Source organism: Pseudomonas sp. CH61, from assembly GCF_059429415.1.
In genome coordinates this window covers 6,494,797-6,516,189 of record NZ_CM182098.1, presented here as the reverse complement: position 1 = coordinate 6,516,189, position 21,393 = coordinate 6,494,797, and the positions used below count along the sequence as shown (strand labels likewise).

Below are 21,393 nucleotides of genomic sequence, written 5' to 3'. Positions count from 1 at the left end.
TTCCGCCGCCGCGCATCGTTATATTCTGGCATCAACCTACGAAGGGATTTCGCCGTGCGCTGGCTCAGGATTGCCATAAGCTTCACCGTCACGATGCTGACCTTGCTCTGCATGCTCCCGGCCCAGGCCGCGCAAGGCAGTGGCTGGTCGGTATTGCTCGACGATCAGGGCAATCTGCAACTGAGCGATATCCGCTCCGCTCGCTACACCAATCAATTCAGCCCCATCGACCTTGACCGCCTCACTGCGTCCGAGCCCGATGGCGCATTGTGGTTGCGTTTCCGGCTGGCGCCGGGCAAGCACGAACAAGTGCTGCGCATCTTCGCCCCTGACCTGTCAAAGCTCAGTCTCTACGTGCTCGACGGCGACCAGCTGATCGAGCAACGCAACACCGGCACCGATCAGCCACAGGCCGAACGACCGTTGCCGAGCAGCGACTTCATGCTGCCACTGCCGCAGAGCGACAAGTCCCTCGACGTCTATCTGCGCCTGGTGTCCGATCATCAGTTGCGTCCGCACGTCACCCTGCAATCAGCGGTGATGAGCGCGGCCAACCATAACCAGACGCTGGTCTTCGGTTTACTGTTCGGCTGCCTCGGCATGCTGTTGTTGCACAACCTGGTGCGCTACGCCTATTCCCGCTCGCGCAGCAGCCTGTGGCTGGCGGTCTGCGAAGGCTTGTTGGGCCTGAGCCTGTTGCTGCTGCTCAACCTCGCCGGCCCCTGGCTGCCGAACTGGCATGCGGTGCAGACGCCGGGCGCCTATCTCGCGTTGCTGCTGACCGCTCCGGCCGGGTTGATGTTCGCCTATCGCTTCTTCGCTCCGCTCGGTCCGCACCCGCTGAACAAACTGTTGATTGGCGACATCCTGTTTATCGTGACCTGCAGCCTGTTGCTGTTGTTCGTCAACACCCTGCCGCTGAACATCATCACTTATGCACTGGTGGCGCTGGCCGGCCTGAGCATGTTGTTCGTCGCGCTCTATCACTGGCAGAAGGGCTACCGTCCGGCGCGGTTGTTCGTCGCGGCGATGGTGGTGTTCAACATCGGCACATTGATCATTCTGCCTGCCTTGCTGGGGCTGACGCTGGTGTCACCGCAAGGCCTGATCATGACCCTGATGGCATTCATCTGCATCAGCGGTCTGTTGATGAGCATCGCTCTGGGTGAACGTCAGCGCAGCATCACCGAAAGCCGTTTCAGCGTCAGCCGCGACCTTGCCGCGAGCAATGCCGAGATCAATGCCAAAGCCGAATTCCTTGCCAAGATCAGTCACGAAATCCGCACGCCGATGAACGGTGTGCTGGGCATGACCGAACTGCTGCTGGGCACGCCACTGTCGGTCAAGCAACGCGACTACGTGCAGACCATCCACAGCGCCGGCAACGAACTGCTGACGCTGATCAACGAGATCCTCGACATCTCCAAGCTCGAATCCGGGCAGATCGAACTGGACGACGTGCAGTTCGACCTCAATGCCTTGATCGATGACTGCCTGAGCATCTACCGCGCCAAGGCCGAACAACAGAACGTCGAGCTGATCAGCTTTATCCAGCCACAAGTGCCGCGAGTGATCAGCGGCGACCCGACCCGCCTGCGCCAGACGCTGCTGAGCCTGTTGGAAAACGCCCTGAAGAAAACCGATGAAGGCGAAGTGCTGATCGTCGTCGCGCTCGACGAACGCAGCAGCAAACCACGCCTGCGCATTGCCGTGCAGGACAGTGGCGCGCCAATGGAGCAGGAAGAGCGCGACGCACTGATGCACGCCGAACTGCACAGCAAGCATTTCCTGTCGGCCAACCGCCTGGGCGGCAATCTGGGGCTGGTGATCGCACGGCAACTGATCCGTTTGATGCAGGGCGAATTCGGTATCAAGAGCGGCGCCAGTCAGGGCAGCACGCTGTGGCTGACCCTGCCACTGGATCCGGATCGCCTCGAACACCCGACCTCCGACCTCGACAGTCCGCTGCAAGGCGCACGGGTGCTGGTGGTCGACGACAACGAGACCTGCCGCAAAGTGCTGGTGCAGCAATGCAGTGCGTGGGGGTTGAATGTCAGCGCCGTGCCTTCCGGCAAAGAAGCGTTGGCCTTGCTGCGAACCAAGGCGCACCTGCGTGATTACTTTGATGTGGTACTGCTCGATCAGAACATGCCGGGCATGACCGGCATGCAGCTCGCGGCCAAGATCAAGGAAGACCCAAGCCTCAACCACGACATCCTGCTGATCATGCTCACCGGCATCAGCAATGCGCCGAGCAAGATCATCGCGCGCAACTCGGGGATCAAACGTATCCTCGCCAAACCGGTGGCCGGCTACACGCTCAAGACCACCCTGGCCGACGAACTCAATCAGCGCAACAAAGGCCAGGTGGTGTTCCAGCCGCAAGTGGTCACCCCGGCCACGGCGGCGAAGGTGCCGAGCGATTTCCGCATCCTCGTCGCCGAAGACAATACGATTTCGACCAAAGTGATTCGCGGCATGCTCGGCAAGCTCAATCTGCAACCGGACACCGCCGCCAACGGCGAAGAAGCGCTGCAGGCGATGAAAGCCCAGCGTTACGACCTGGTGCTGATGGACTGCGAAATGCCGATCCTCGATGGTTTCTCGGCGACCCAGCAATTGCGCGCCTGGGAAGTCAGCAACCAACGCATTCGCACGCCGATCGTGGCGCTGACGGCGCACATACTTGCCGAACACAAGGAGCGCGCGCGTCAGGCCGGGATGGATGGGCATATGTCCAAGCCGGTGGAGTTGTCGCAATTGCGCGAGCTGATCGAGCATTGGGTTGCTCAGCGAGATCAGCAGAATCGAGCCGCAACGCCCACCTCCTGAGCCGACAGACCCCGTAGCGCCTGATAGACTCCCCCACGACTTCCCTCGCCAGTGAGCTTGCACCATGCTCCATGTGTTATTCAGCGTTTACCTGAAGATGCTGGTGCTCTACAGCCCGTTCTTCGTGCTCTCCTGCTTTATCAGCCTGACCCGCGGTTATTCGCGCAAGGAGCAACGGCGCCTGGCATGGAAAGTTGCGGTGGCCACGCTGGTCTCCAGCGTCTTGCTGTATTTGTTCGGACGGGTGATTTTCGATGTATTCGGAATTACCGTGGATGCGTTCCGGATCGGTGCCGGCAGCGTGCTGTTCATCTCGGCACTCGGTATGGCGCAAGGCAAGTCAGCGGTGCAAGCCGATAACGTGCAGCAAGACGTGACCATCGTTCCACTGACCATTCCTATCACGGTCGGTCCCGGGACCATCGGCGCATTGTTGGTGATGGGCGTTAGCCAACCCCATTGGGACGACAAACTCACTGCCATCATGAGCATCGTACTGGCCAGCTTCACAGTCGGGGTCGTGCTTTATCTGTCAAACCGGATTGAACAGATTCTGGGGGATCAGGGTTTGCAGATAGTGAGTAGATTGATGGGGTTGTTCGTCTGCGCACTGGCTGCGCAGATCATATTTACTGGAATAAAGGGTTACCTGGTGCCTTGAGTGCCACGCAGTGATGGAGACTCCAGACGTGAAAGCGCGAAGCTTTCTATCCTCCTGCCCATTTATAACCAATATTCAATCGAGCGGTTTAGACAAACTGCTCGATTTCCATGGTTTCTCTTCCGTCGAGAGTTCTGAGCACCATGGCTCTTTTGGAATCGGCATAGTCCTCATCCAGCTGCGCGACAAAGTACGCTGCATGAATACTTTCAACCATCTCACCCAATGTGAATTCCTGCCGCAAAAAGCAGGCTTCGACAGGTTGGCGCGTTGCAATGTTAAGTATCACGCACTTCACCGTGGATTTATCGTCAACGACGCCGACCTGGACTCGGACACGATTGACGATTCCCTCTCCTTCCAAGACTGGCGAAACTGATTCAACTGCGCGCTGCCTGAATAAAATCGATGCTTTGCTGTCGGCATTCAATCGCGAAAAATCCTGCATCAGCCGCTCCAGCAGACACTTTTCCTCAGCCGATAAAGCCCCTGACAATGCAGCACAAACCATCTCTGTTGGCGTCAGGGATTTATCGAGCGAGGTTGAAAACCCCTCATAACTGAGCCAGCCCGATAGTTTATAGAGGCAAAAACGCTGAACTTGTGAGTAGCGGTCATTCCAGGCTTTGTAGTCTGCAAACAACGGAAACCTGTTATTGCACGACAACTGCATGTAAACAGATGAGGACAGAATATCTTCCAGATGCTGGTCAGGTAGCGATGTGGCGCATGCCAACAGGCATCCGGCGTTGGCATATCCATGGTATTTCATACTTTATCAATCCATGAAGAGGCCAGGCGCCAAGCGCCTGGCCTGAAAAATCAGAAACCGTATTCCATTTCCAGAGCAGCGTCGATCGCTTCGTAGAAGCGATTGGCTGCCGCTTCTTTCTTCGCGGTGAAGTCTTCGTCGGGGTACATGGTAAATACGCCATGCCCTTTGATCACACTGGAAGAAGATTCGGTTTTGTCGAAGAACGCAACATGCGAGCTGCCGGATTTAATGCTGTAGCTGATCGCGCCTACGGTAAGGTAAATATCATCGTCTTTGCTTTCGGCCGCGCTCATCACGCCGAAGTTCGAACCACCGGCCTTCTTGCCATTTTTCTCATAAAGCTTCAGAGCTTCGGCGTTACCTTCGAGGCCTTTGATGGCCGCGTCAGCCCCCAGCTTCATCACTTCACCAATGGTTCCAACGCCCACTGCACCCAGTGCAGCCTTGGCGATGTCCACAACCAGATTCGACATCGTCACGCCACTGGAGACGGTTTCCTCAAAGGTCTCAGGCTTACCGAAATGTGCCCAGCCCATGGCATTCAAACCCTGGAGCATGTAGGACAGACGCTTGGCTGCGTCTGCTTTGTTCGGGTACTTGATCTGCGCAGACAAATCAGCAAACAGAAACGTACGCTTGATAATGGTCTTATGGCGACGCTTCATACCTTCAGGAAAGGCGATCATCGTCGAGTTAAGTACCGCGTTACTCAAGGCATCCTTGTCTGGCAGGTCCAGTTTGAATGCTCGGGCGAAAGGCATGATCGAACGGGAACCCTTCAGAACAGCGATGCTTTTCTCACAGCAGTCTTCGATAAACTTGAGACTTTCCGCTTCATTCATTTTTACAGCAATTACGTCATTCATTTCTATATCCATATATTTATAAAAAGCCGTTGCGGCTTGAACAACAAACTAACCAAACGCCAAATTCACATCAACAGAAAGAACATTACAACAAGTAAACTTGCGCCACACCTCACACACCAATCAACTCCAACCGCAAGTCGATTTCCCTCATATCATCTTCTTCGATAACCGCCTCTACTTCGGCACGGACTTGTGCGTAAGCATTTCTGTCCAGAAAAAAACTAAGATAGTTATGACGCAGTACAACTTCACCCGAGCGCCAGTGGCAGAAAAGGAAATTCTCCACTTGGCGCGTGGCATTCAATCGCGAATGATTCAAGACCAGTGTGATTCGTCCTTGCTGGTCGCGTCCGGAGGGCATTGTTTGAAACGACTGCCCCCAGAGACTTTCCTTCGCATAAGAGGCTAATCCCGCTTTATGGTTTTTTAGTGCGGCAAAGGCAGCCAGCGTGTTATCCAGCATCGGCTCGTTGCCCAGTGCCCTGACGACATCGACCATTTTGCTGGAGATGTCGCCGGAAAAATCCTCGTACTTTTTTTCGCCGGGTTTCCGATCCGAGTACCAACCCATATAATTCAGGGCCTTGGCATATATATCCAGCCACGCTGCAAGGTCGAGCTTTTCGTCTTTGTACTTATTACTCAGAATCTGGGCAAGCCTCACACTATTTCTTATTTCACGCTTCTCATCCCGGCTCATTCCCTCCATGTAATTCAGCAGCGTATCACCCAGCAATACTGCATTTTGACTGCCAATGCCCTCAAGCGCCGAGTGACTTTTAACGGAAAACACGCGGTGCCGGATTTTCGGCGCTGTGAGCAATTTTATTTCACGAAGAAACGTCAAACGTTCAGCGAGCGGTGGAATGACACTAACGTCTACACTCATCTTGATTCCTTTTTGATTACGATATTTTAATGACCTGCCAGTGCTTTAACCCAAATAGAACCGACAGATACCAAACACCATAAACAGCACAACTTGGAAATCACAGGAAAACCACACCAACATATTTAACAAAACATTATCAAAAGTCCTGTTTACATCAGCAGCGTCAAGATAGATTTGTGAAGAAATACAGATCTCTATCGTTCATGCGACAGGCGCCCTGATAACATACGAGATATGATTGCCCGCATTCTTAGTGCAAAAAAACGCCTCCGAAGAGGCGCTTTGGTTTTCAGACGAATTCACCGGTCAGGGCAAATGGTCCGCCAGCATCGCCAGGCAGGCAGTTGCGTCATTGCCCTGCACGCGCGCAAGGGTCTTCAACCATTGTTCGAGTGCACACAGGAATTGACGGCCAGCGATTTTGACAGCCAGTTCGCATGAACCCTGCTCCTCAATCCCGCGAACGATCAGACTGTGGCCATTGTCCGGGTCGGCGAGTACCAAGTGGCCATCGACCCGCGACATCAGCCAATGCCCACACTCAGGCATATCCAGCACCAACAAGCCAGGTTCCGTCTCCTGCTCCCCGGAAGGGCGCCGTACATCAACAACGATGCAATCCAGACGCTGCCAGGTTGCGGCCGATATCCGATAACCCTCTGTGTGCGAACCAAAGGTCAGAATCAACCTTTCGATATTGTCAGGAAGCAATGGCTGCACCTCGGTAAGGTCATCACTCACTTCCAGCACCATGACCTCCTCGTCACGGTGCGCGTAGCTATCCGGCAACCAGACGCCATCGACCGTCCCGGCGCTGAAGATCAATGGGTCAATCGGGTCGAACAGCAGCGGATTGGCCGCATCACGCGTACCGAGGAACGTCGGCCATTTTCCATCGTCCCGAGCAGACACCTCGAATAGTCGATCAAGCTTCGGAACGTAGTATCGGTAGCGATTGCCAGTATTTTCGACGGGGAGAAACGCGGCATGGTCTTGCCCGTCCAGCCGCAGTTTTAAACGCTTCTGCAATTGCGCTGGCGTCTGGCCGGGAATGTATGACCAGCGGTTTTCCATGCCGACAATTCGCGCCGATTGCTGATCCTGCAGTTGCAGTGTCACACCTTCGCGGGTACGCCCGAGCAGCCCGTCGCCATGCGGCAGCACTTCGCAAAACGCCCACGACGCCCATACTCGCTCGGCCTGTGGCAACACTTGGCGATGCAGCAACACGCTGCCCTCTCCGAACGCCGTGCGCAGCTGCTCGAGGGAGACCAGCGTCTGGCGCCACAGCTGTCCGGAAGAAACATCAAGCAGCCAAACCCCTTGCCGGTCGGGAGTCAGCCCCAGCAACGTCAGCTCGTGGTTGCCCATGGCGTCCATCAGCACAAGCTTTTCGTCGATACACCACACTGGCAGAAACGTCTGACCCGCTTGGGCACGCAGGCCGATGATGGCAAATGCGGCGCTGCTGTATTCCCTGGCAAGCGCCGGTAATGCCGCCAGCCAATCGGGGTTTTGTTGCAGCCAACGCTGGCCGAGGCCGACAAACTTCAGCACAGGTCTATCCAGCTCGGACAGCCAGTTGTCGTCCTTGGCGCCGAGGTCGATTTCGAACATTCGCCCATCGTCTTGGGTGGCCAGGAAGCTTTCGCCAACGCGGGTAACGTCGATCACACCCTTCGCAAGCGCCTCGTGCCACACCACGTCGTCACGCAGCTGGATGCCATGACTGAGCATTTGACTTTGCCGACTGTAAAACAGCAGCGCAGCGGCGGGATCAGAGGATCGAGGCATCAGCAACACCCTGTCCGCTTCAATGTCGGCGTCAGCCCGGAAGTACCTGTCGTGATGCGCGGCAATCCATGCCCGCTCAAGCAGTTGATCGAAGGACCAGGCACGGGCGTGAATGTATGGCGCGTAGTTCCAGGTGCTGATGGGCGAAGCCATGCCGGGTGTCTCGTCCGTGTAGGGACGACGCTGTTTCTGGCGATGGCGGAAAAACCCGATTCTCGTGCCCTCCTCGGGCTTGAGAAAAGAGTTTTCCAGACTGGGCGACCACATGTGGATGTCCGTCAGGGTCACTTCGCGGTCGGTCAGATGAAACTCCAGCGTCGTGCGCACATTCATCGACTTTTGTTCTACCAACTGCTGCGAAACTCGCAGAGTGCCGTCCGCCAGTTGCCCGAAAGCGCTGATTTTCGTACCGGGTTCCACACTCAGTAACCGATAACGATGCACGACCAGGCCGCTGATCACCGCGACGCGCCAGACCGTGGCATGGTCGGGATGATAAAACCACGCATGAGCAGCGTTGGCGGCGCCCAGCATCAGGCCGTCGTTGACTTCGCTCGGCAGATCGCGCGCAAATAACAAACGTTTTTGAGCGATGTCGTAAAAGGCCGTTGTGCGCACAGCGTGGCTGGCCGGATTGAACGGCACCCTGAACCGGTGAAGCGTGACGTAACCCATGCCCAGGCGCCCTTCATTGTCTCGCTGGCGCAGATGGGCAAGGACATCACGCGGGTTGTCTTTAGCATCGTTGAGGGTGATGGAAAGCAGGCGCAGCGCCTGGCGTTGCCAGTCCAGTTGAAACAACTCTCCCCCGGCCAGTTCGATCAGCCCCTCGAACGCCGACAGCACGATACCGTCGACCGTCAGTTGACGCCCCGCCAGGTATGTCTGCGGGGCGCCGTCATCCACCTTGGGTACGTCATCAAAGCAGACCTGCTCGATGCTGGCCCAAGGGGCATGCACCAGCCATTGGGTCGCTCCATTGAGTTTCACGGCTTTCAGTCCCGGGGTCAGACGAAGCTGGCAGCGGTCTGAAGTGGCGCTGATTTCGTAGGACAGCTTGTGCTGGCACTCCATCGGCAAAGTCGGCACCGCCAGTTGGCGCACCTGTTCGTTCAGCACCACGCTGATCGTTGTCGGTTTATAGACCGGATGCAGTTTGTAGAGGATGTGTTTGAAAGAGGGTGTGCTGTGCAGATAAAAACGCCGGTTGCCCTGCTTGTCGTATTCCAGCTTGTCCGCCGCACTGTTGCGCAATTGCGGATAGCGTGTGTGGATGCGCTTATCCAGATGGCTCGTCAGCGTATCGCCCAGTGCCGTGAACGGATTGAAATACGAGTACCAGCCTGGCTCAGGCACTTCACTGGCGTTACGAGGCTCGACCTGCTCTCCCGGCAGAGGCTCGTACACATAGCCCGCGCCTCCCAGTTGATATTCGTAGCCGTAATAGCAGAGCGGTGTGCAAGGCAACACCACGGTATGCAGTGAAGCGGCCCCGGGGATTTCCAGCGCTGTGCTCTCGGGGAGACCGAAAGCCTGCCGGATGTTGAGGGAACGGTGCATCTGCTGCGGATCATCGTTGTATTGCGGCAACTCGAGTGCGCCGCCGCCCCACGGATAAAAGCGCTGACTGTCAAAGCGCACCCGCCGGTCCTGCAAATCCAGATGGGTGATCACGGCTTCTGGCGGGAACTGCAATACACCCTCCGCGACAGTGAACGCGCCCGGCTTGTAAGCGTTGTAGATGGCACGCAAATGATTGCCGACCGCTGTTGCCTTGTCGGCAATCTGCCCAAGATTGCTGGCGATGGCCGTGGCACCAATGCCGATACCGAGCAACGGCACAGACAGAAAAGCCGCCGCCGCGCCAACCGTTCCGCCTGCCGCCAATGCCACAACATCCAGGCCCAACGCCACTGTATTGAACGCCAGAGACGTGGAGAACCGCGAGCGCTGCTCGTGATTTTGCGCCAATGCCAGGTTATGAATGTCGAAGCCAATGTTGGCCAGCGAAAACGCAAAACCAACACCCGTTGCCGCGCGACCGAGCACACGGCCGGACAACGACGACTGGCGCAAGAGCAGCGCCTGTTCACTGGCCACCGCCTGCCGCACCAGGTTGATCATCTGCGCGGTATCGCTGAGTACGCCAAAACCCAACTGCGCATAGCTGACGTAAACCTGAACCTGCAACGCAATCGACAAGGCTGGCAACTGATCACCGGCCTGGTATTCGCGATGGCGCATTTCACTGATCAGCGTCTGGATCGCAAAGGCGAAACTCAAGCGGCTGCCGCCATCCGCCTCGGCCGCAGCACTCGGTTTGCCTACCTTCACCCGCTGATGCAAATGCTGCTTGAGCTGAGTGAAGCGCGGGTCGGCCGTGGTCACTGTTCGCACTTGATGCGGATTCTGTGCATCGACCAACGTCAGCGAGAAGCCGCCGTCCGCCTGCGATTTGAGCGTTTCCAGCAATGGCAAATATTCACGCCCGAGCGAGTGTTCACTGCGCAACCGCTGCATGGCCTGATCAAACGCCTGCGCCCAATAGCGCGCATCCACCTGTGCCAGGCTGGCCCCCATCCGCGCGTTTTCACCGAGCGAACGCTGGCGCGCCACGGCCTGTTTTGCCCAGACAGCGACACGGCGTGAATCACTTGAAGGAATGTGCAAAAAACTGTCCAGACGCAAACCGCTCGATAGCTTGCGGGCTGCCATCGCCTCGGTGTTCAACTCGATCACGTTGAATCGCGCCCCGGCCATCTCGCCCAGACCGTAGAGCCTGGCCAGGGCACTGTCGCCTGCACTCAGATAGCGCTCAATGCCAAGTTTCACCTGCGCGCCTTCGGCGAACGCATAAATGGCAAAGTTCGGGTCGTAGAATCGATAGACGAATTGGCCTCCTGTCTGCACTTTGGCCACCAGCAAGGCGTGATCGCCGGTGTCGAGCAACAGGACGGTGGTCGCACTTTTCGCCTCCAGTGTCTGCATGACCGAGTCCAGACTCTGCAAGCCGCGGGATTCACCAATAGCACGGGTGGGCAAGGCCCGCAGTTCACTCAACGCACTGAGCAAAGCCTGTGAACTCGGTTCCTGATGGTTGACGTTGGCCGTGGCGACATGCCCCACCAATGTCCGTTCGGCCGACTCGCCGGCAGCCACCGCTGCGCCCATCAGCAACGCCAGCGGATAACACCGACGCCCTGGATCACTGCTCGTGTGCATCAGCAAATCCTGCGACAGTTGCCGGGCCGAGGTCGCGCCGGCCTCGACGAACATCTCGCGCACCTGCGCACTGCGCTGAAGAATTCGCGAACGGTATTCACCTTGCGCCGTGCGCGTGATCTGCCCGATACGTTCGCCCCATTGGCGCAAGGTCAGTGCTTCAAACAGTGCCTGAACCTTGAGTTCGCGGGCCGTCAGGAGGCCATGCACCTGTCCACGCGCCAGCGCGGCCTCGAAGGCAGGCGACTGCCGCTGACGCAGGGCTTTTTCAACCGCATCATAACGAGCGAAAGTACCGTCGCCGTCAGTCTCGACAGCGAGGTCGCGCACGGTTTGCCAAACACTGGCAAAGCTCGCGTCGTCCAGACTTGTCGCGCCGAAAATCCCCCCGAGCATGACGCGTACCAACGGGCTGAGTTGCTCAAGCGGCAGGGAATCATGGGCAATGCGGCTGAGCAGTTCGTTGAGGTTGCTTGAGGATTCGGCGCCATGGGAAACGGGCAGTTCGCGCACAGGTTGTGCAAGGATCAACTGACGATTATCGAAGCCGATGGAAAAGGCTTGGGTGAAGGTGATGTCACCGCTGAGTTTGTCCCTCATGGCTCGCACAAAGGGTTCGCCCAGATCATCCATCAGTTGTTGCAGGACCGACGTCAGCAGCACTGCTTTACCGCCCACCACAGGCCAGCCTTGTTTGAACGTCAGCGTCTGTTGCGGTTGAAGCAGATCCGCCAGTTGGCCGGTGTAGCGTGATTTGAGTTTGCCGGTTTTCCACTTTTCCTGCTCTTTGGCCAGCCATTGCTCGGCGTCGTCATTGACGGTCCAACCGGAGATCGCTTCCTCCTCGGTCTGCACGTTGTAACCCTCGGCCAGTCGCAAGCGCTCCTGAACCGTAACCTCGTTGTGCGGCAGGAGGTGAGTCTCGACATAGTTTTTCAACCCGGTAACCGCCGCACCAGGCCCGGTAAGCGCAATGGTACCGCGCGCTCCGACGCGAATGCCGTCACGGTAGTAACTTAAAATCGCCTCGCTCAACTTGCCAAGAAAATCCTGCAGCGTGCGCGTCAGTTGCCCCTGCTCGATTTTCTCGTTCATGACGTTTTCTATGACATCGAGCAATCGTTCAGTCTGTGACCAGTCTACCGACGACGCGATGGCCGACTGTTCAACGGCCTGCAGGCAGTCATAGTTGAACCGGATCAATTGCATGACCGCGAGCGTCATCTCGCTTTGCGGCTGTGCCAGCAGATATGCGTTCATCTCTCGGCTGAATTGCGCACCCATACGCAGACCATGCTGCGGGCTGTGGACTTCACGCGGTGCGACAAATATAAGCTCGACGCCGGGCTTGCTGCGGGCAAAGACCCGCAGCGCCTCCCGATGTTCGGCAGGCAATGCATCCGTGTGATCGGTGTAGCGCAGATGATCGCGACCGGGCATCAACGTTTCATCATGATTGAGCAAAAGCTGCAAAACCCCTAGCCGTTGCTCGTCACTGAACCCTCTGATGTCGACACCGCCCAGTCTGTCAGCCAGCGGCGGCAAGTAATCCATGTCACTGTAACGCCCGCCTTCGGCATATTCGGCCTGCAAGCGAACAACGTCACTTGCCGCCGCAAAGTTACCGCGCATTGACACTTCGCGTTGATAGACATCCTCTAGAAAGTGCCCGGCGAAATCCCGCCGAACATCACGCAACTGCAAGTCGCCGCCGGCCATTTGCAGATGGCTTTGCAAGCAGCGATGACGAAAGGCTTCCAGCGTCGTGCGGTCCTTGCCGTAAGCGCGCACCATCAGGTCGATCCGGGCCTGATCAGCTTTCCCGCGCCACTGCGGTTGTTGCAGGTACTCGAACATCTCGCGCTTCAATACACGCGCACGATCTTCGATCATCTTTGCAAGTTCATCGGGGTTGGTCACGGTGTCCCCGCCAGACTCCATCGCAGCAACTCTGGCGCTGTCGGATATAACCCGATTCATTTCAAAAGCCAGTAACGCATCGCTGTCGTACCAGAGATTGAACTGGTAATTCTCGGCAGCCAGCACCTGACGCCAGATGTTCATGTAATCGCGCTGGATACTGCCGACTTCACTGCCGCCCACCCAGACAAAATGCATGATTTTGGGTATCGGACTGGGCACGTTACTGAGCATGTTTACAGTGCCCGCCAAACGGGCGGCGTAATCGCGCAATTTCTCTTTGACGGTATCGATCAACGCTATCGCGGGCGCTGAGTTACGCTTTGCCAAGCGTTCAAAATTTTCCAGAAAGAGTGTTACAACCTGCAGCTTTTGAGCAAGGCTCGTGGCTTGGCCGGCATTCTCGTAAAGCGTCACCAACGTTGCATATTCGGCAGAAGCGGAAAACGCCTTGAATGCGCGTTTTAACCCGGAGTATTCATCAGCGGAAATAAAATTAAATTCGTCAACATATTGCTCCATGACACCCATCAGACTTCATCCTTTATTCGTTGGGAGAATCCTCAACGAAGTTAGTCTGCTCGTGGGGCAACTTCAAAAAGCACAAAATTCAAATAGTTTCCCAAGAAACATCAAACAACAGACAAGTTGATTCCGCGCATGATTCGGTAATAAACAGGCATATGACGAGTCGTTCGATAAACAAACGAAGCGGCGCGCCCAACGGATGCGCCGCCCTGTTTTAAACCTAATCGGCCGACAATCAAGTTCGACTTGATATCTCGCCGAGGCAACTTATTTACAACTTGCCTCGGCTCGGTACTCAGGAAAGCGGCTTTTCACCGTACCAGCGCGGCGTGTAAACCCAATCACCACCGCTGGCACGCGCAAACGTGCAGGTGGTGGAAGAACCAATCAGCACCATGGTGCGCATGTCCACTTGCTCCGGGGTCAACGCGCCCAGTGTCGTGGTGCGTAGAGTCTGGCCGGGACGACCGATGTCGCGGCCCAACACCACCGGTGTTTGCGGCGTGCGATGCTGCGCGACAATCTCCAGCGCCCGGCCCAGTTGCCATGGCCGCGCGCGGGAGATCGGGTTGTAGAACGCCAAGGCCAGATCCGCTTCAGCGGCCAGATCCAGACGCTTTTCGATGATCGACCAGGGCTTCAGGTTGTCCGACAGCGACATCACGCAGAAGTCATGGCCCAGCGGTGCGCCGGCTTGCGCGGCGGTGGCCAGCGAAGCGGAAACGCCCGGCAGGATTTCCAGATCGACGCTGTGCCACGCCGGATCGGCCGACTCGTGCAACGCTTCGAGCACCGCCGCCGCCATGGCGAACACACCCGGATCGCCCGAGGACACGACAATCACCGAGCGCCCCTCGGCCGCCAGCCTGAAGGCGTGACGGGCGCGTTGCATTTCTTCACGGTTGTCGGTGCAGTGCTGCACTTGATCGGCGCGAAACGGCCCGGCCATGCGCACGTAGGTTTCGTAACCGAGCACATCGGTCGCGCGAGCCAGTTCGGCTTTTACCGCCGGCACCATCAGCTCGGCAGCGCCGGGGCCGAGGCCGATCACGGCGAGACGACCGCGTGGCCGGCCAATGCTGGAAACCTCCAAAGGCTGCTCGGCGACTGCGATTGCCATGCCGTGGCCGTTCAGGACCGTTGCCGCTGGCACTGCGAAACGCGCCAGGGTTTCGAGGTTGCTTTGTGCCGCGACAAAGCGCAGCGGCACACCCAGCTCAAGCGCCGCTTCACGCAAAAGTGGCGAAGCCATTTGTGTCTCGCTGGCCAGCAGACAGGCCAGCGACTGCACGGCGATCTTCGCCTGCTGCAACGCGCTGCGAACGGCATCCGCCAGGTCCGCCGTTTCAGCACTCACCGCCACCGCCACGCTGCGTGGATAGATCATTAATTCACTGGCACTCGCCTCACGCGCGGCACTGCCGACATGAATCGAACGCTGCGCCTGCGGATCTTCCGGCAACTGCGCCTGATCCAGCCACGGTGCCGCGCCTTCGATGCGCACGTTGTGACCGGCCAACAGATCGGAGACGAAACGCTTGCCCAGTTCCAGATCACCCAGTGCGTAACCGCTCGGAGGATTGAGCAGGCACGTACCAAAACGCAACTCGCCACTGGTGGTGATGGCTGCGGCGACTTGCAGCCCGGCAGCGATGTCTCGCGCCATGACATTGACCCCGCCGAGGCCGCCCAACAACGGCACCACGGCGCTGCCGTCTTCGGCCACGGCGAGTACCGCAGGTTCGGCGCCCTTCTCCAGCAACAGCGGCGCCAGCGTGCGGATGACGATGCCAGCGGCGCACAGTGCGATGATCGGCGTGTCCTGCTGATACAGCGCGCGCAGGGTCACGCCGAATTCCTGATAGGTGCAATCGGCGCCTTCGACGCGCCCGGCGAGGCCGTGGATCTGCGCCGCCGGATAGACCTGCTGAATGCGCCGCGCGGTGGCCAGGCTGCCCTGACCGAGAATGACGATGGCGGGGATGGATTGAGTCATCAGCCTTGCCACCGTTCGCCCGGCACGATGATCAGCGAGAAGTACGGCGACGACATCGGCTCGACCTGATCCATCGGCACAATCTTCTGATTGGCCATGGTCGCGCGCTCGACGTACAGCGCGCGCTCGGCCAGACCGAGTTCTTCCAGCACCTGACGCACTTTCGGGAAGTTGCGCCCCAGCTTCATGATCACCGCCGCGTCGGCGTCGGCCAGTCGGCGTTTCAATTCTTCATGGGGCAACACGCCCGATAGCACCGACAGACTCTGATTGCGATACACCAGCGGCGCGCCCAGTACCGAAGCGCCGCCCAGCATCGAGCACACGCCCGGCACCACTTGGGCTTCGTAACGGCTGGCGAGGCGATCGTGCAGGTACATGTAGGAACCGTAGAAGAACGGATCACCTTCACAGATCACCGCGACATCGCGACCGGCGTCCAGATGCGCGGCGACCGTCTCGGCAGCTTCGTCGTAGAAGTCGCTGATGACTTGCTCATAGGAAAGTGGCGGCGGCAGTGCTTCGGTGGTCACCGGGTAGACCAGCGGCAGCAGGTTCTGCGCTTCTTGCAGGTGCGCCTCGATGATGCCGAAGGCGTTGCCCTTTTTGCCCTTGGCGACGAAGTACGCCACCACCGGCGACTCACGTAGCAGGCGCAGGGCTTTGACAGTAATCAGTTCCGGATCACCCGGGCCGACGCCCAGGCCAAGCAAACGTCCTTTGGCCTGCATCATTCGATCTCCGTGGCGAGGGCATTGACGGCGGCGGCGGCCATGGCGCTGCCACCGAGGCGGCCTTGCATGATCACGAACGGCACGCCACGGCTGTCGGCGGCCAGGGCGGCTTTCGATTCGGCGGCGCCGACGAAGCCGACCGGGAAGCCCAGAATCAGCGCCGGTTTCGGGGCGCCGGCATCAAGCATTTCCAGCAGATAGAACAGTGCGGTCGGCGCGTTGCCGATCACCACCACGCTGCCTTGCAGATGCGGACGCCACAGCTCCAGTGCGGCGGCGGAACGGGTATTGCCCAGTTCACGCGCCAGATCCGGCACGCTCTCATCACGCAAGGTGCAGATCACTTCATTGTTGGCCGGCAGGCGCGCACGGGTCACCCCTTCGGAGACCATCCGCGCATCGCAGAGGATCGGTGCACCGGCGGCCAGCGCGTCGCGCCCGGCCTTGCCCGCGCCTTCGGAGAATTGCAGACCATCGATCGCCTCGACCATGCCGCAGGCGTGAATCACCCGCACCGCGAGTTTTTCCAGATCGGCCGGGATGCGCGCCAGATTGGCCTCGCTGCGAATGATCGCGAAGGAGTTGCGATAAATCTCCTGACCATCGCGGATGTAATCAAGCATCAATGGGGCTCCGAGAGCGGGCGTCGAGCAGGGTCGCGGCCGCTTCAATAGTAAGGTTGCGAGCGTGCAGCGCGCCGAAACCCGGCAGCGTTGCATCGCGAAAATAGAGGTCGTAATGACCGGGACTGACGGCCAGCAACGTCACCGGGGCACAGTGGGCGGCGGCGCAAGAGCGCGTGCAGCCGCTGAGGTGTACGTTGAGGGCCGAGGGCAGCAACGTCGCCAGATAACGCGCGTCCTGCTTGGTGTCGGCCAGGCCTTTGCCGCAGCCATTGGAGCCGGTGCAGGCGATCAGGCGTGCAAGGGGTTCGGCAGCGCAAGTCAGCAGGCTCAGTTGCTCAAGTCCCTCCAGCACTTGAGCCGCATCGCTTGCTTTGACATCCGGCAGCAGCAGGCTTTGCCAAGGTGTGAAACGCAGGCTGCCATTGCCGAACTGGCGGGCCAGTTGCGCAGCCCCGCGCAGCATTGCCGGATCGAGACGGCCCAGCGCCGGCACCGCACCGATGTACACCTGACCCGCCGTATTCTGTGGATGAACGCCGATGTGCAGATCGTCCGCCACGGCCGTGCGCTGCCAATGGCTGATTGCCTTGATCGGCAGACACGTTCTCAGTTGTTCGAGAATTGCCAACATCGGCCATTCCTCGAGTAAATGGCGCATGCGCGTCTGCTCGGGACGTGCCAACGCCAGGAACAGCTCCAGCACTGCCACCACCAGCGCATGGCCATGTTCCAGCGCCACCGCGCCGATCGCGCGATCCGTCGGGCATCCGGCCAGACCGAACGCCAGCAAGGTTTCACCGTCACGCTCGAACGCCGACAACCACAGGTCATGAGAATGTTCGAGCATCGCCAGCGCTTCACCGCCATCGAGTTGCACGGCGAACTTGGCACTCAGCTCGTGGAAGCGTGGATGGCTTTGCAAAGTGTCGAGGATCTGCCCGGCGAGGTCGCGCGTGTCGAACTGCATCTGCCGATCGATCCCGGCAGCGGGGCTGAGCATCAGGTTGCGCACATCGTCAGCGGCCGCCGTGCGCGGGCCGAGACCGGCGGCGAGCAAGCGCTCGATCAGTGCCGCAGATTGCTCACCGATCCCGCGAATCTGCAGATTGGCGCGGTTGGTCGCCTCGATCGCCGCGCCGAACTGTTCGGCGGCATCGGCCACCGCGTCGGCCTGATCGGCACTGATCGAGCCGCCATTGAGCTTGATCCGGCAGATACCGCCGTCCAGTGCCTGGACGATACGCAGCAACCCCGGGCAGGCCGAGGGGCGTAAGGCAGTAAACATCGGACGTTCGTTCAAGGGGCTGACCGGCTGCGTGGGAAAGGCGCTTCGCGGGCGAAGGCGCGGTATTATGCCTGCTTTGTCCACTGGCATGAAAAGACTGCCCGTCGGAACGGCGTGTTTAGAGGAATATAGATGTCACCCTGGCTGACGGTAGTGGGAATCGGTGAAGACGGCTTCAAGGGCCTGGGCAAAAACGCCCGGCGTGCCCTGCTGGGCGCTTCGCGGATCATCGGTGGCCAGCGTCAACTGGATTTGTTGCCGGTGTGCATTCGCGGTGAACGGCAGTTGTGGCCGAGTCCGTTTTCCCTCGCGCCTGTGCTCGAACAGCGTGGCGAAGCGGTCTGCGTATTGGCCAGTGGTGACCCGATGTTCTACGGCGTCGGTGCCAGTCTCGCCCGCCAGGTGCCGAGCGACGAGATGCTGATCCTGCCAGCGCCGTCGTCCTGTTCACTGGCCGCCGCCCGCCTCGGTTGGCCGCTGCAGGAGGTGGTGACGCTGTCACTGGTGGCCCGACCGCTGGCGGCGCTCAATGCCCAATTATTCAGCGGCGTGCGGTTGTTGTTGCTGAGCAACGACGGTCAGAGCCCGGCGGCGGTTGCGCAATTGCTCCGCGAGCGCGGCTTTGGCTCGAGTCGTTTTACCGTTCTCGAGCATCTCGGCGGTGACGCCGAGCGGCGCATCGACAGCACCGCCAACGCTTGGGACAACGCGCCGATAGCCGACCTCAATGTCATCGCCGTCGAATGTCTGGCCGACACACAGGCCCCGCGCCTGTCACGTCTGGCCGGGCTGCCCGACTCGGCCTTCCGGCATGACGGCCAGTTGACCAAGCGCGACGTACGCGCCATCACCCTCGCCCGCCTTGCCCCGACCCCCGGCGAACTGCTCTGGGATGTCGGCGCCGGCAGCGGTTCGATCGGTATCGAGTGGATGCGCGCGCACCCGAGCTGCCGCGCCTTGGCCATCGAGGCCGATGACGGCCGTCAGCAATTGATCGAACACAACCGCGATGCGCTGGGTGTGCCTGGCCTGCAATTGATTCGCGGCAAGGCGCCGCAGGCATTGGCCGGACTGGAGCGCCCGGACGCGATTTTCATCGGCGGCGGCGTCACCCGTGAGGGCGTCTTCGAAACCTGTTGGGAACAGCTGAAGCCCGGTGGCCGTCTGGTCGCCAACGCGGTGACGCTGCAAAGCGAAGTGGCGCTGATGAACTGGCGCGAGCGCTTCGGCGGCGAACTGACGCGCATCCATGTCGCCCAAGCGCAGCCACTTGGCGAGTTCGACACCTGGCGTCAGGCGTTGCCGATCACCCTGCTCGATCTGGTCAAACCCCTCGATGCGTGACGAAACCGCCGAACAACCTGCGCCGCTGCGTAGCGGCCTGACCACTGGCAGCTGCGCCACCGCCACCAGCCTTGCCGCCGCGCGTCTGTTGCTCGGCGGGCTGTCGGCCGATGCCGTGCAGATCGTGTTGCCCAAAGGCAAACAGGTGCAGATGCGTCTGGAGTTCTGTCGTTTGACCGATGACGGCGCCGAGGCCGGAACGATCAAGGATGCCGGCGACGACCCGGACGTGACCCACGGTGCGCTGCTCTATTCGCGGGTACGGCTTTTGAGTGAGCCGGGCATTCGTTTCAATGCCGGTACGGGCGTGGGCACCGTGACTCGGCCGGGACTGGTGCTGGGTGTCGGCGAACCGGCGATCAACCCGGTGCCACGCAAAATGATCAGCGATCACCTGACGCTGCTCGCCGCCGAGACCGGTTACGGCGGCGGCTTCGACGTCACCGTCAACGTCGAGGGCGGCGAAGCGCTGGCGCTGAAAACCATGAATCCGCGACTGGGCATTCTTGGCGGGCTGTCGATCCTCGGCACCAGCGGCATCGTCCGGCCGTTCTCCTGCGCGGCATACATCGCTTCGATTCATCAGGGTATCGACGTCGCCAAGACCAACGGCTATCTGCACATCGCCGCCTGCACCGGCAACGCCAGTGAAGACACCATGCGCCGGGTCTACAACCTGCCGGAGATCGCCCTGATCGAAATGGGCGACTTCGTCGGTGCGGTGCTCAAGCATCTGCGCAAAGTGCCTGTGGATAAACTCAGCCTGTGCGGCGGCTTCGGCAAGATCAGCAAACTGGCCGCCGGGCACATGGATCTGCATTCGCGGCATTCGAGTATCGACCTGCCGCAACTGGCGGAGTGGGCGGCGGCGATTGGCGCCGATGAGGCTTTGCAGCAAGGCATTCGTGAAGCCAATACCAGTCAGCAGGCGCTGGCCATGTCCAGTGCAGCAGGGATCGCCCTCGGTGATGAAGTCTGTCGCCATGCGTTGAATTTCGCCCGCAGCGTGGTGCCCGCGCAGGTGCAGGTCGAGGTGTTTGCGATTGATCGTCAGGGCGGGATTGTCGGGCACGCCGGAGGTTTTGCATGAAGCGGATCTTGTTGCTCGGCGGCGTCACGGAAGCGCTGGCGATTGCCCGCACGCTGGGGCCAGAACATATCTATAGCCTTGCTGGCGTTGGCCGGGTACCGACGGATCTGACCTGTCAGGTGCGCGTCGGTGGTTACGGTGGTGCTGAAGGACTGGCGCAGTTCATTCGTGACGAAGGCATCGACCTGCTGCTGGATGCCACGCATCCGTATGCCGCGCAAATCAGCCAGAACGCCGCGACCGCTGCGCGACTGACCGGCATCCCCTGCTGGGCCCTGCGCCGTCCGGCCTGGCAGCCGCAGCCCGGTGATGACTGGGGCGAAGTCAGCGACTGGGCCGAGTTGATCACTGCGCTCAAACCATTCCGTCGCCCCTTGTTCACTCTTGGCCGCGAACCGCTGCAGCACCTCAATGAAATCCCTCAGGACCAGTTCTGGACTCTGCGCGCCCTCGACGTTTACCCGGGCAATGAACGCTGCGAAGTGATCGGTGCGCGTGGGCCGTTTCTGCTTGGGGATGAGCGCGCACTGTTCGAGCGGCGGCAGATCGATGTGTTGATCAGCAAGAACAGCGGCAGCACCGCCACCGAGCCGAAGCTGGAAGTGGCGCGCGAGCGTGGGGTGCCGGTGGTTGTGTTGAAGCGACCGGGGTTGCCAGAAGTTGATAGGGAATTTCGATCAGCGTCTGAAGTCCTTGAAGCCCTCACGACGTCAGACTTTTCCTGACTTCGAATTTATTTGCGAATTTACCTGCAATTTTTGAGGACGCAGCCGACTGTTTTTCACTACATCCTCACCCCAATACTTCGGTTCCTTTAATCCCGAC

At 59.3% G+C, this 21,393-nt stretch carries 13 protein-coding genes; 5 read left to right on the top strand and 8 right to left on the bottom strand.

Features of this window, described 5'->3' with window-relative positions; translation table 11 throughout:
* Positions 1 to 54 precede the first annotated feature (54 nt).
* On the top strand, positions 55 to 2,832 hold the full coding sequence (locus tag AC5SEM_RS29210; protein ID WP_495471847.1) for a hybrid sensor histidine kinase/response regulator: 2,778 nt from the start codon (positions 55 to 57) through the stop codon (positions 2,830 to 2,832).
* 64 nt (positions 2,833 to 2,896) lie between these two features.
* Positions 2,897 to 3,493, top strand: a complete 597-nt coding sequence (locus tag AC5SEM_RS29205; protein ID WP_331694086.1) for a MarC family protein — start codon at positions 2,897 to 2,899, stop codon at positions 3,491 to 3,493.
* A gap of 88 nt (positions 3,494 to 3,581) precedes the next feature.
* Here the strand turns inward: AC5SEM_RS29205 and AC5SEM_RS29200 are convergent, their stop codons facing one another.
* The 8 genes from AC5SEM_RS29200 to cobG form a co-directional block, all read right to left on the bottom strand.
* Positions 3,582 to 4,265 (bottom strand): hypothetical protein, encoded by a 684-nt coding sequence (locus tag AC5SEM_RS29200; protein WP_495471846.1) that lies wholly within the window; start codon positions 4,263 to 4,265, stop codon positions 3,582 to 3,584.
* 50 nt (positions 4,266 to 4,315) lie between these two features.
* A complete protein-coding gene (locus AC5SEM_RS29195; RefSeq protein WP_495471845.1) occupies positions 4,316 to 5,146 on the bottom strand; it encodes a hypothetical protein in 831 nt (276 codons plus the stop codon).
* A gap of 100 nt (positions 5,147 to 5,246) precedes the next feature.
* A complete protein-coding gene (locus AC5SEM_RS29190; protein WP_495471844.1) occupies positions 5,247 to 6,026 on the bottom strand; it encodes a hypothetical protein in 780 nt (259 codons plus the stop codon).
* 309 nt (positions 6,027 to 6,335) lie between these two features.
* The gene (locus AC5SEM_RS29185; RefSeq protein WP_495471843.1) at positions 6,336 to 13,295 is read right to left on the bottom strand and encodes a TcdA/TcdB pore-forming domain-containing protein; all 6,960 of its coding nucleotides are present in this window, start codon (positions 13,293 to 13,295) and stop codon (positions 6,336 to 6,338) included.
* Positions 13,296 to 13,788: 493 nt separating this feature from the next.
* Complete coding sequence (gene cobJ / locus AC5SEM_RS29180; RefSeq protein WP_495471842.1) at positions 13,789 to 15,489, bottom strand: precorrin-3B C(17)-methyltransferase; 1,701 nt, start codon at positions 15,487 to 15,489, stop codon at positions 13,789 to 13,791.
* A complete protein-coding gene (locus AC5SEM_RS29175) occupies positions 15,489 to 16,223 on the bottom strand; it encodes a precorrin-2 C(20)-methyltransferase (RefSeq protein ID WP_495471841.1) in 735 nt (244 codons plus the stop codon). Before AC5SEM_RS29175 ends, cobJ begins: the two co-directional genes overlap by 1 nt.
* Positions 16,220 to 16,846: a precorrin-8X methylmutase gene (locus tag AC5SEM_RS29170; RefSeq protein WP_077570758.1), complete on the bottom strand. Its 627-nt coding sequence runs from the start codon at positions 16,844 to 16,846 to the stop codon at positions 16,220 to 16,222. Before AC5SEM_RS29170 ends, AC5SEM_RS29175 begins: the two co-directional genes overlap by 4 nt.
* The gene (cobG, locus tag AC5SEM_RS29165; protein WP_495471840.1) at positions 16,839 to 18,134 is read right to left on the bottom strand and encodes a precorrin-3B synthase; all 1,296 of its coding nucleotides are present in this window, start codon (positions 18,132 to 18,134) and stop codon (positions 16,839 to 16,841) included. Before cobG ends, AC5SEM_RS29170 begins: the two co-directional genes overlap by 8 nt.
* Positions 18,135 to 18,266: 132 nt before the next feature.
* Between cobG and cbiE the strand changes: the two genes are divergently transcribed.
* Genes cbiE through AC5SEM_RS29150 form a run of 3 tightly spaced genes read left to right on the top strand, consistent with a single transcriptional unit; the run spans position 18,267 to position 21,293 of the window.
* Positions 18,267 to 19,478, top strand: coding sequence for a precorrin-6y C5,15-methyltransferase (decarboxylating) subunit CbiE (cbiE, locus tag AC5SEM_RS29160; RefSeq protein WP_495471839.1), 1,212 nt, complete (start codon positions 18,267 to 18,269; stop codon positions 19,476 to 19,478).
* Complete coding sequence (locus tag AC5SEM_RS29155) at positions 19,471 to 20,568, top strand: cobalt-precorrin-5B (C(1))-methyltransferase (RefSeq protein ID WP_495471838.1); 1,098 nt, start codon at positions 19,471 to 19,473, stop codon at positions 20,566 to 20,568. The genes cbiE and AC5SEM_RS29155 overlap by 8 nt, the downstream gene beginning before the upstream one ends.
* Positions 20,565 to 21,293 carry a cobalt-precorrin-6A reductase gene (locus AC5SEM_RS29150; RefSeq protein ID WP_495471837.1) on the top strand — a complete coding sequence of 243 codons (729 nt, stop codon included), beginning with the start codon at positions 20,565 to 20,567 and terminating at the stop codon, positions 21,291 to 21,293. Before AC5SEM_RS29155 ends, AC5SEM_RS29150 begins: the two co-directional genes overlap by 4 nt.
* Positions 21,294 to 21,393: the final 100 nt, after the last annotated feature.

Excerpts from the sequence above, each read along its gene's own strand:
- AC5SEM_RS29205 (WP_331694086.1), top strand. The coding sequence starts at position 2,897 with ATGCTCCATGTGTTATTCAGCGTTTACCTGAAGATGCTGGTGCTCTAC.
- AC5SEM_RS29200 (WP_495471846.1), bottom strand. The coding sequence starts at position 4,265 with ATGAAATACCATGGATATGCCAACGCCGGATGCCTGTTGGCATGCGCC.
- AC5SEM_RS29195 (WP_495471845.1), bottom strand. The coding sequence starts at position 5,146 with ATGGATATAGAAATGAATGACGTAATTGCTGTAAAAATGAATGAAGCG.
- AC5SEM_RS29190 (WP_495471844.1), bottom strand. The coding sequence starts at position 6,026 with ATGAGTGTAGACGTTAGTGTCATTCCACCGCTCGCTGAACGTTTGACG.
- cobJ (WP_495471842.1), bottom strand. The coding sequence starts at position 15,489 with ATGACTCAATCCATCCCCGCCATCGTCATTCTCGGTCAGGGCAGCCTG.
- AC5SEM_RS29175 (WP_495471841.1), bottom strand. The coding sequence starts at position 16,223 with ATGATGCAGGCCAAAGGACGTTTGCTTGGCCTGGGCGTCGGCCCGGGT.
- AC5SEM_RS29170 (WP_077570758.1), bottom strand. The coding sequence starts at position 16,846 with ATGCTTGATTACATCCGCGATGGTCAGGAGATTTATCGCAACTCCTTC.
- cobG (WP_495471840.1), bottom strand. The coding sequence starts at position 18,134 with ATGTTTACTGCCTTACGCCCCTCGGCCTGCCCGGGGTTGCTGCGTATC.
- cbiE (WP_495471839.1), top strand. The coding sequence starts at position 18,267 with ATGTCACCCTGGCTGACGGTAGTGGGAATCGGTGAAGACGGCTTCAAG.
- AC5SEM_RS29155 (WP_495471838.1), top strand. The coding sequence starts at position 19,471 with ATGCGTGACGAAACCGCCGAACAACCTGCGCCGCTGCGTAGCGGCCTG.
- AC5SEM_RS29150 (WP_495471837.1), top strand. The coding sequence starts at position 20,565 with ATGAAGCGGATCTTGTTGCTCGGCGGCGTCACGGAAGCGCTGGCGATT.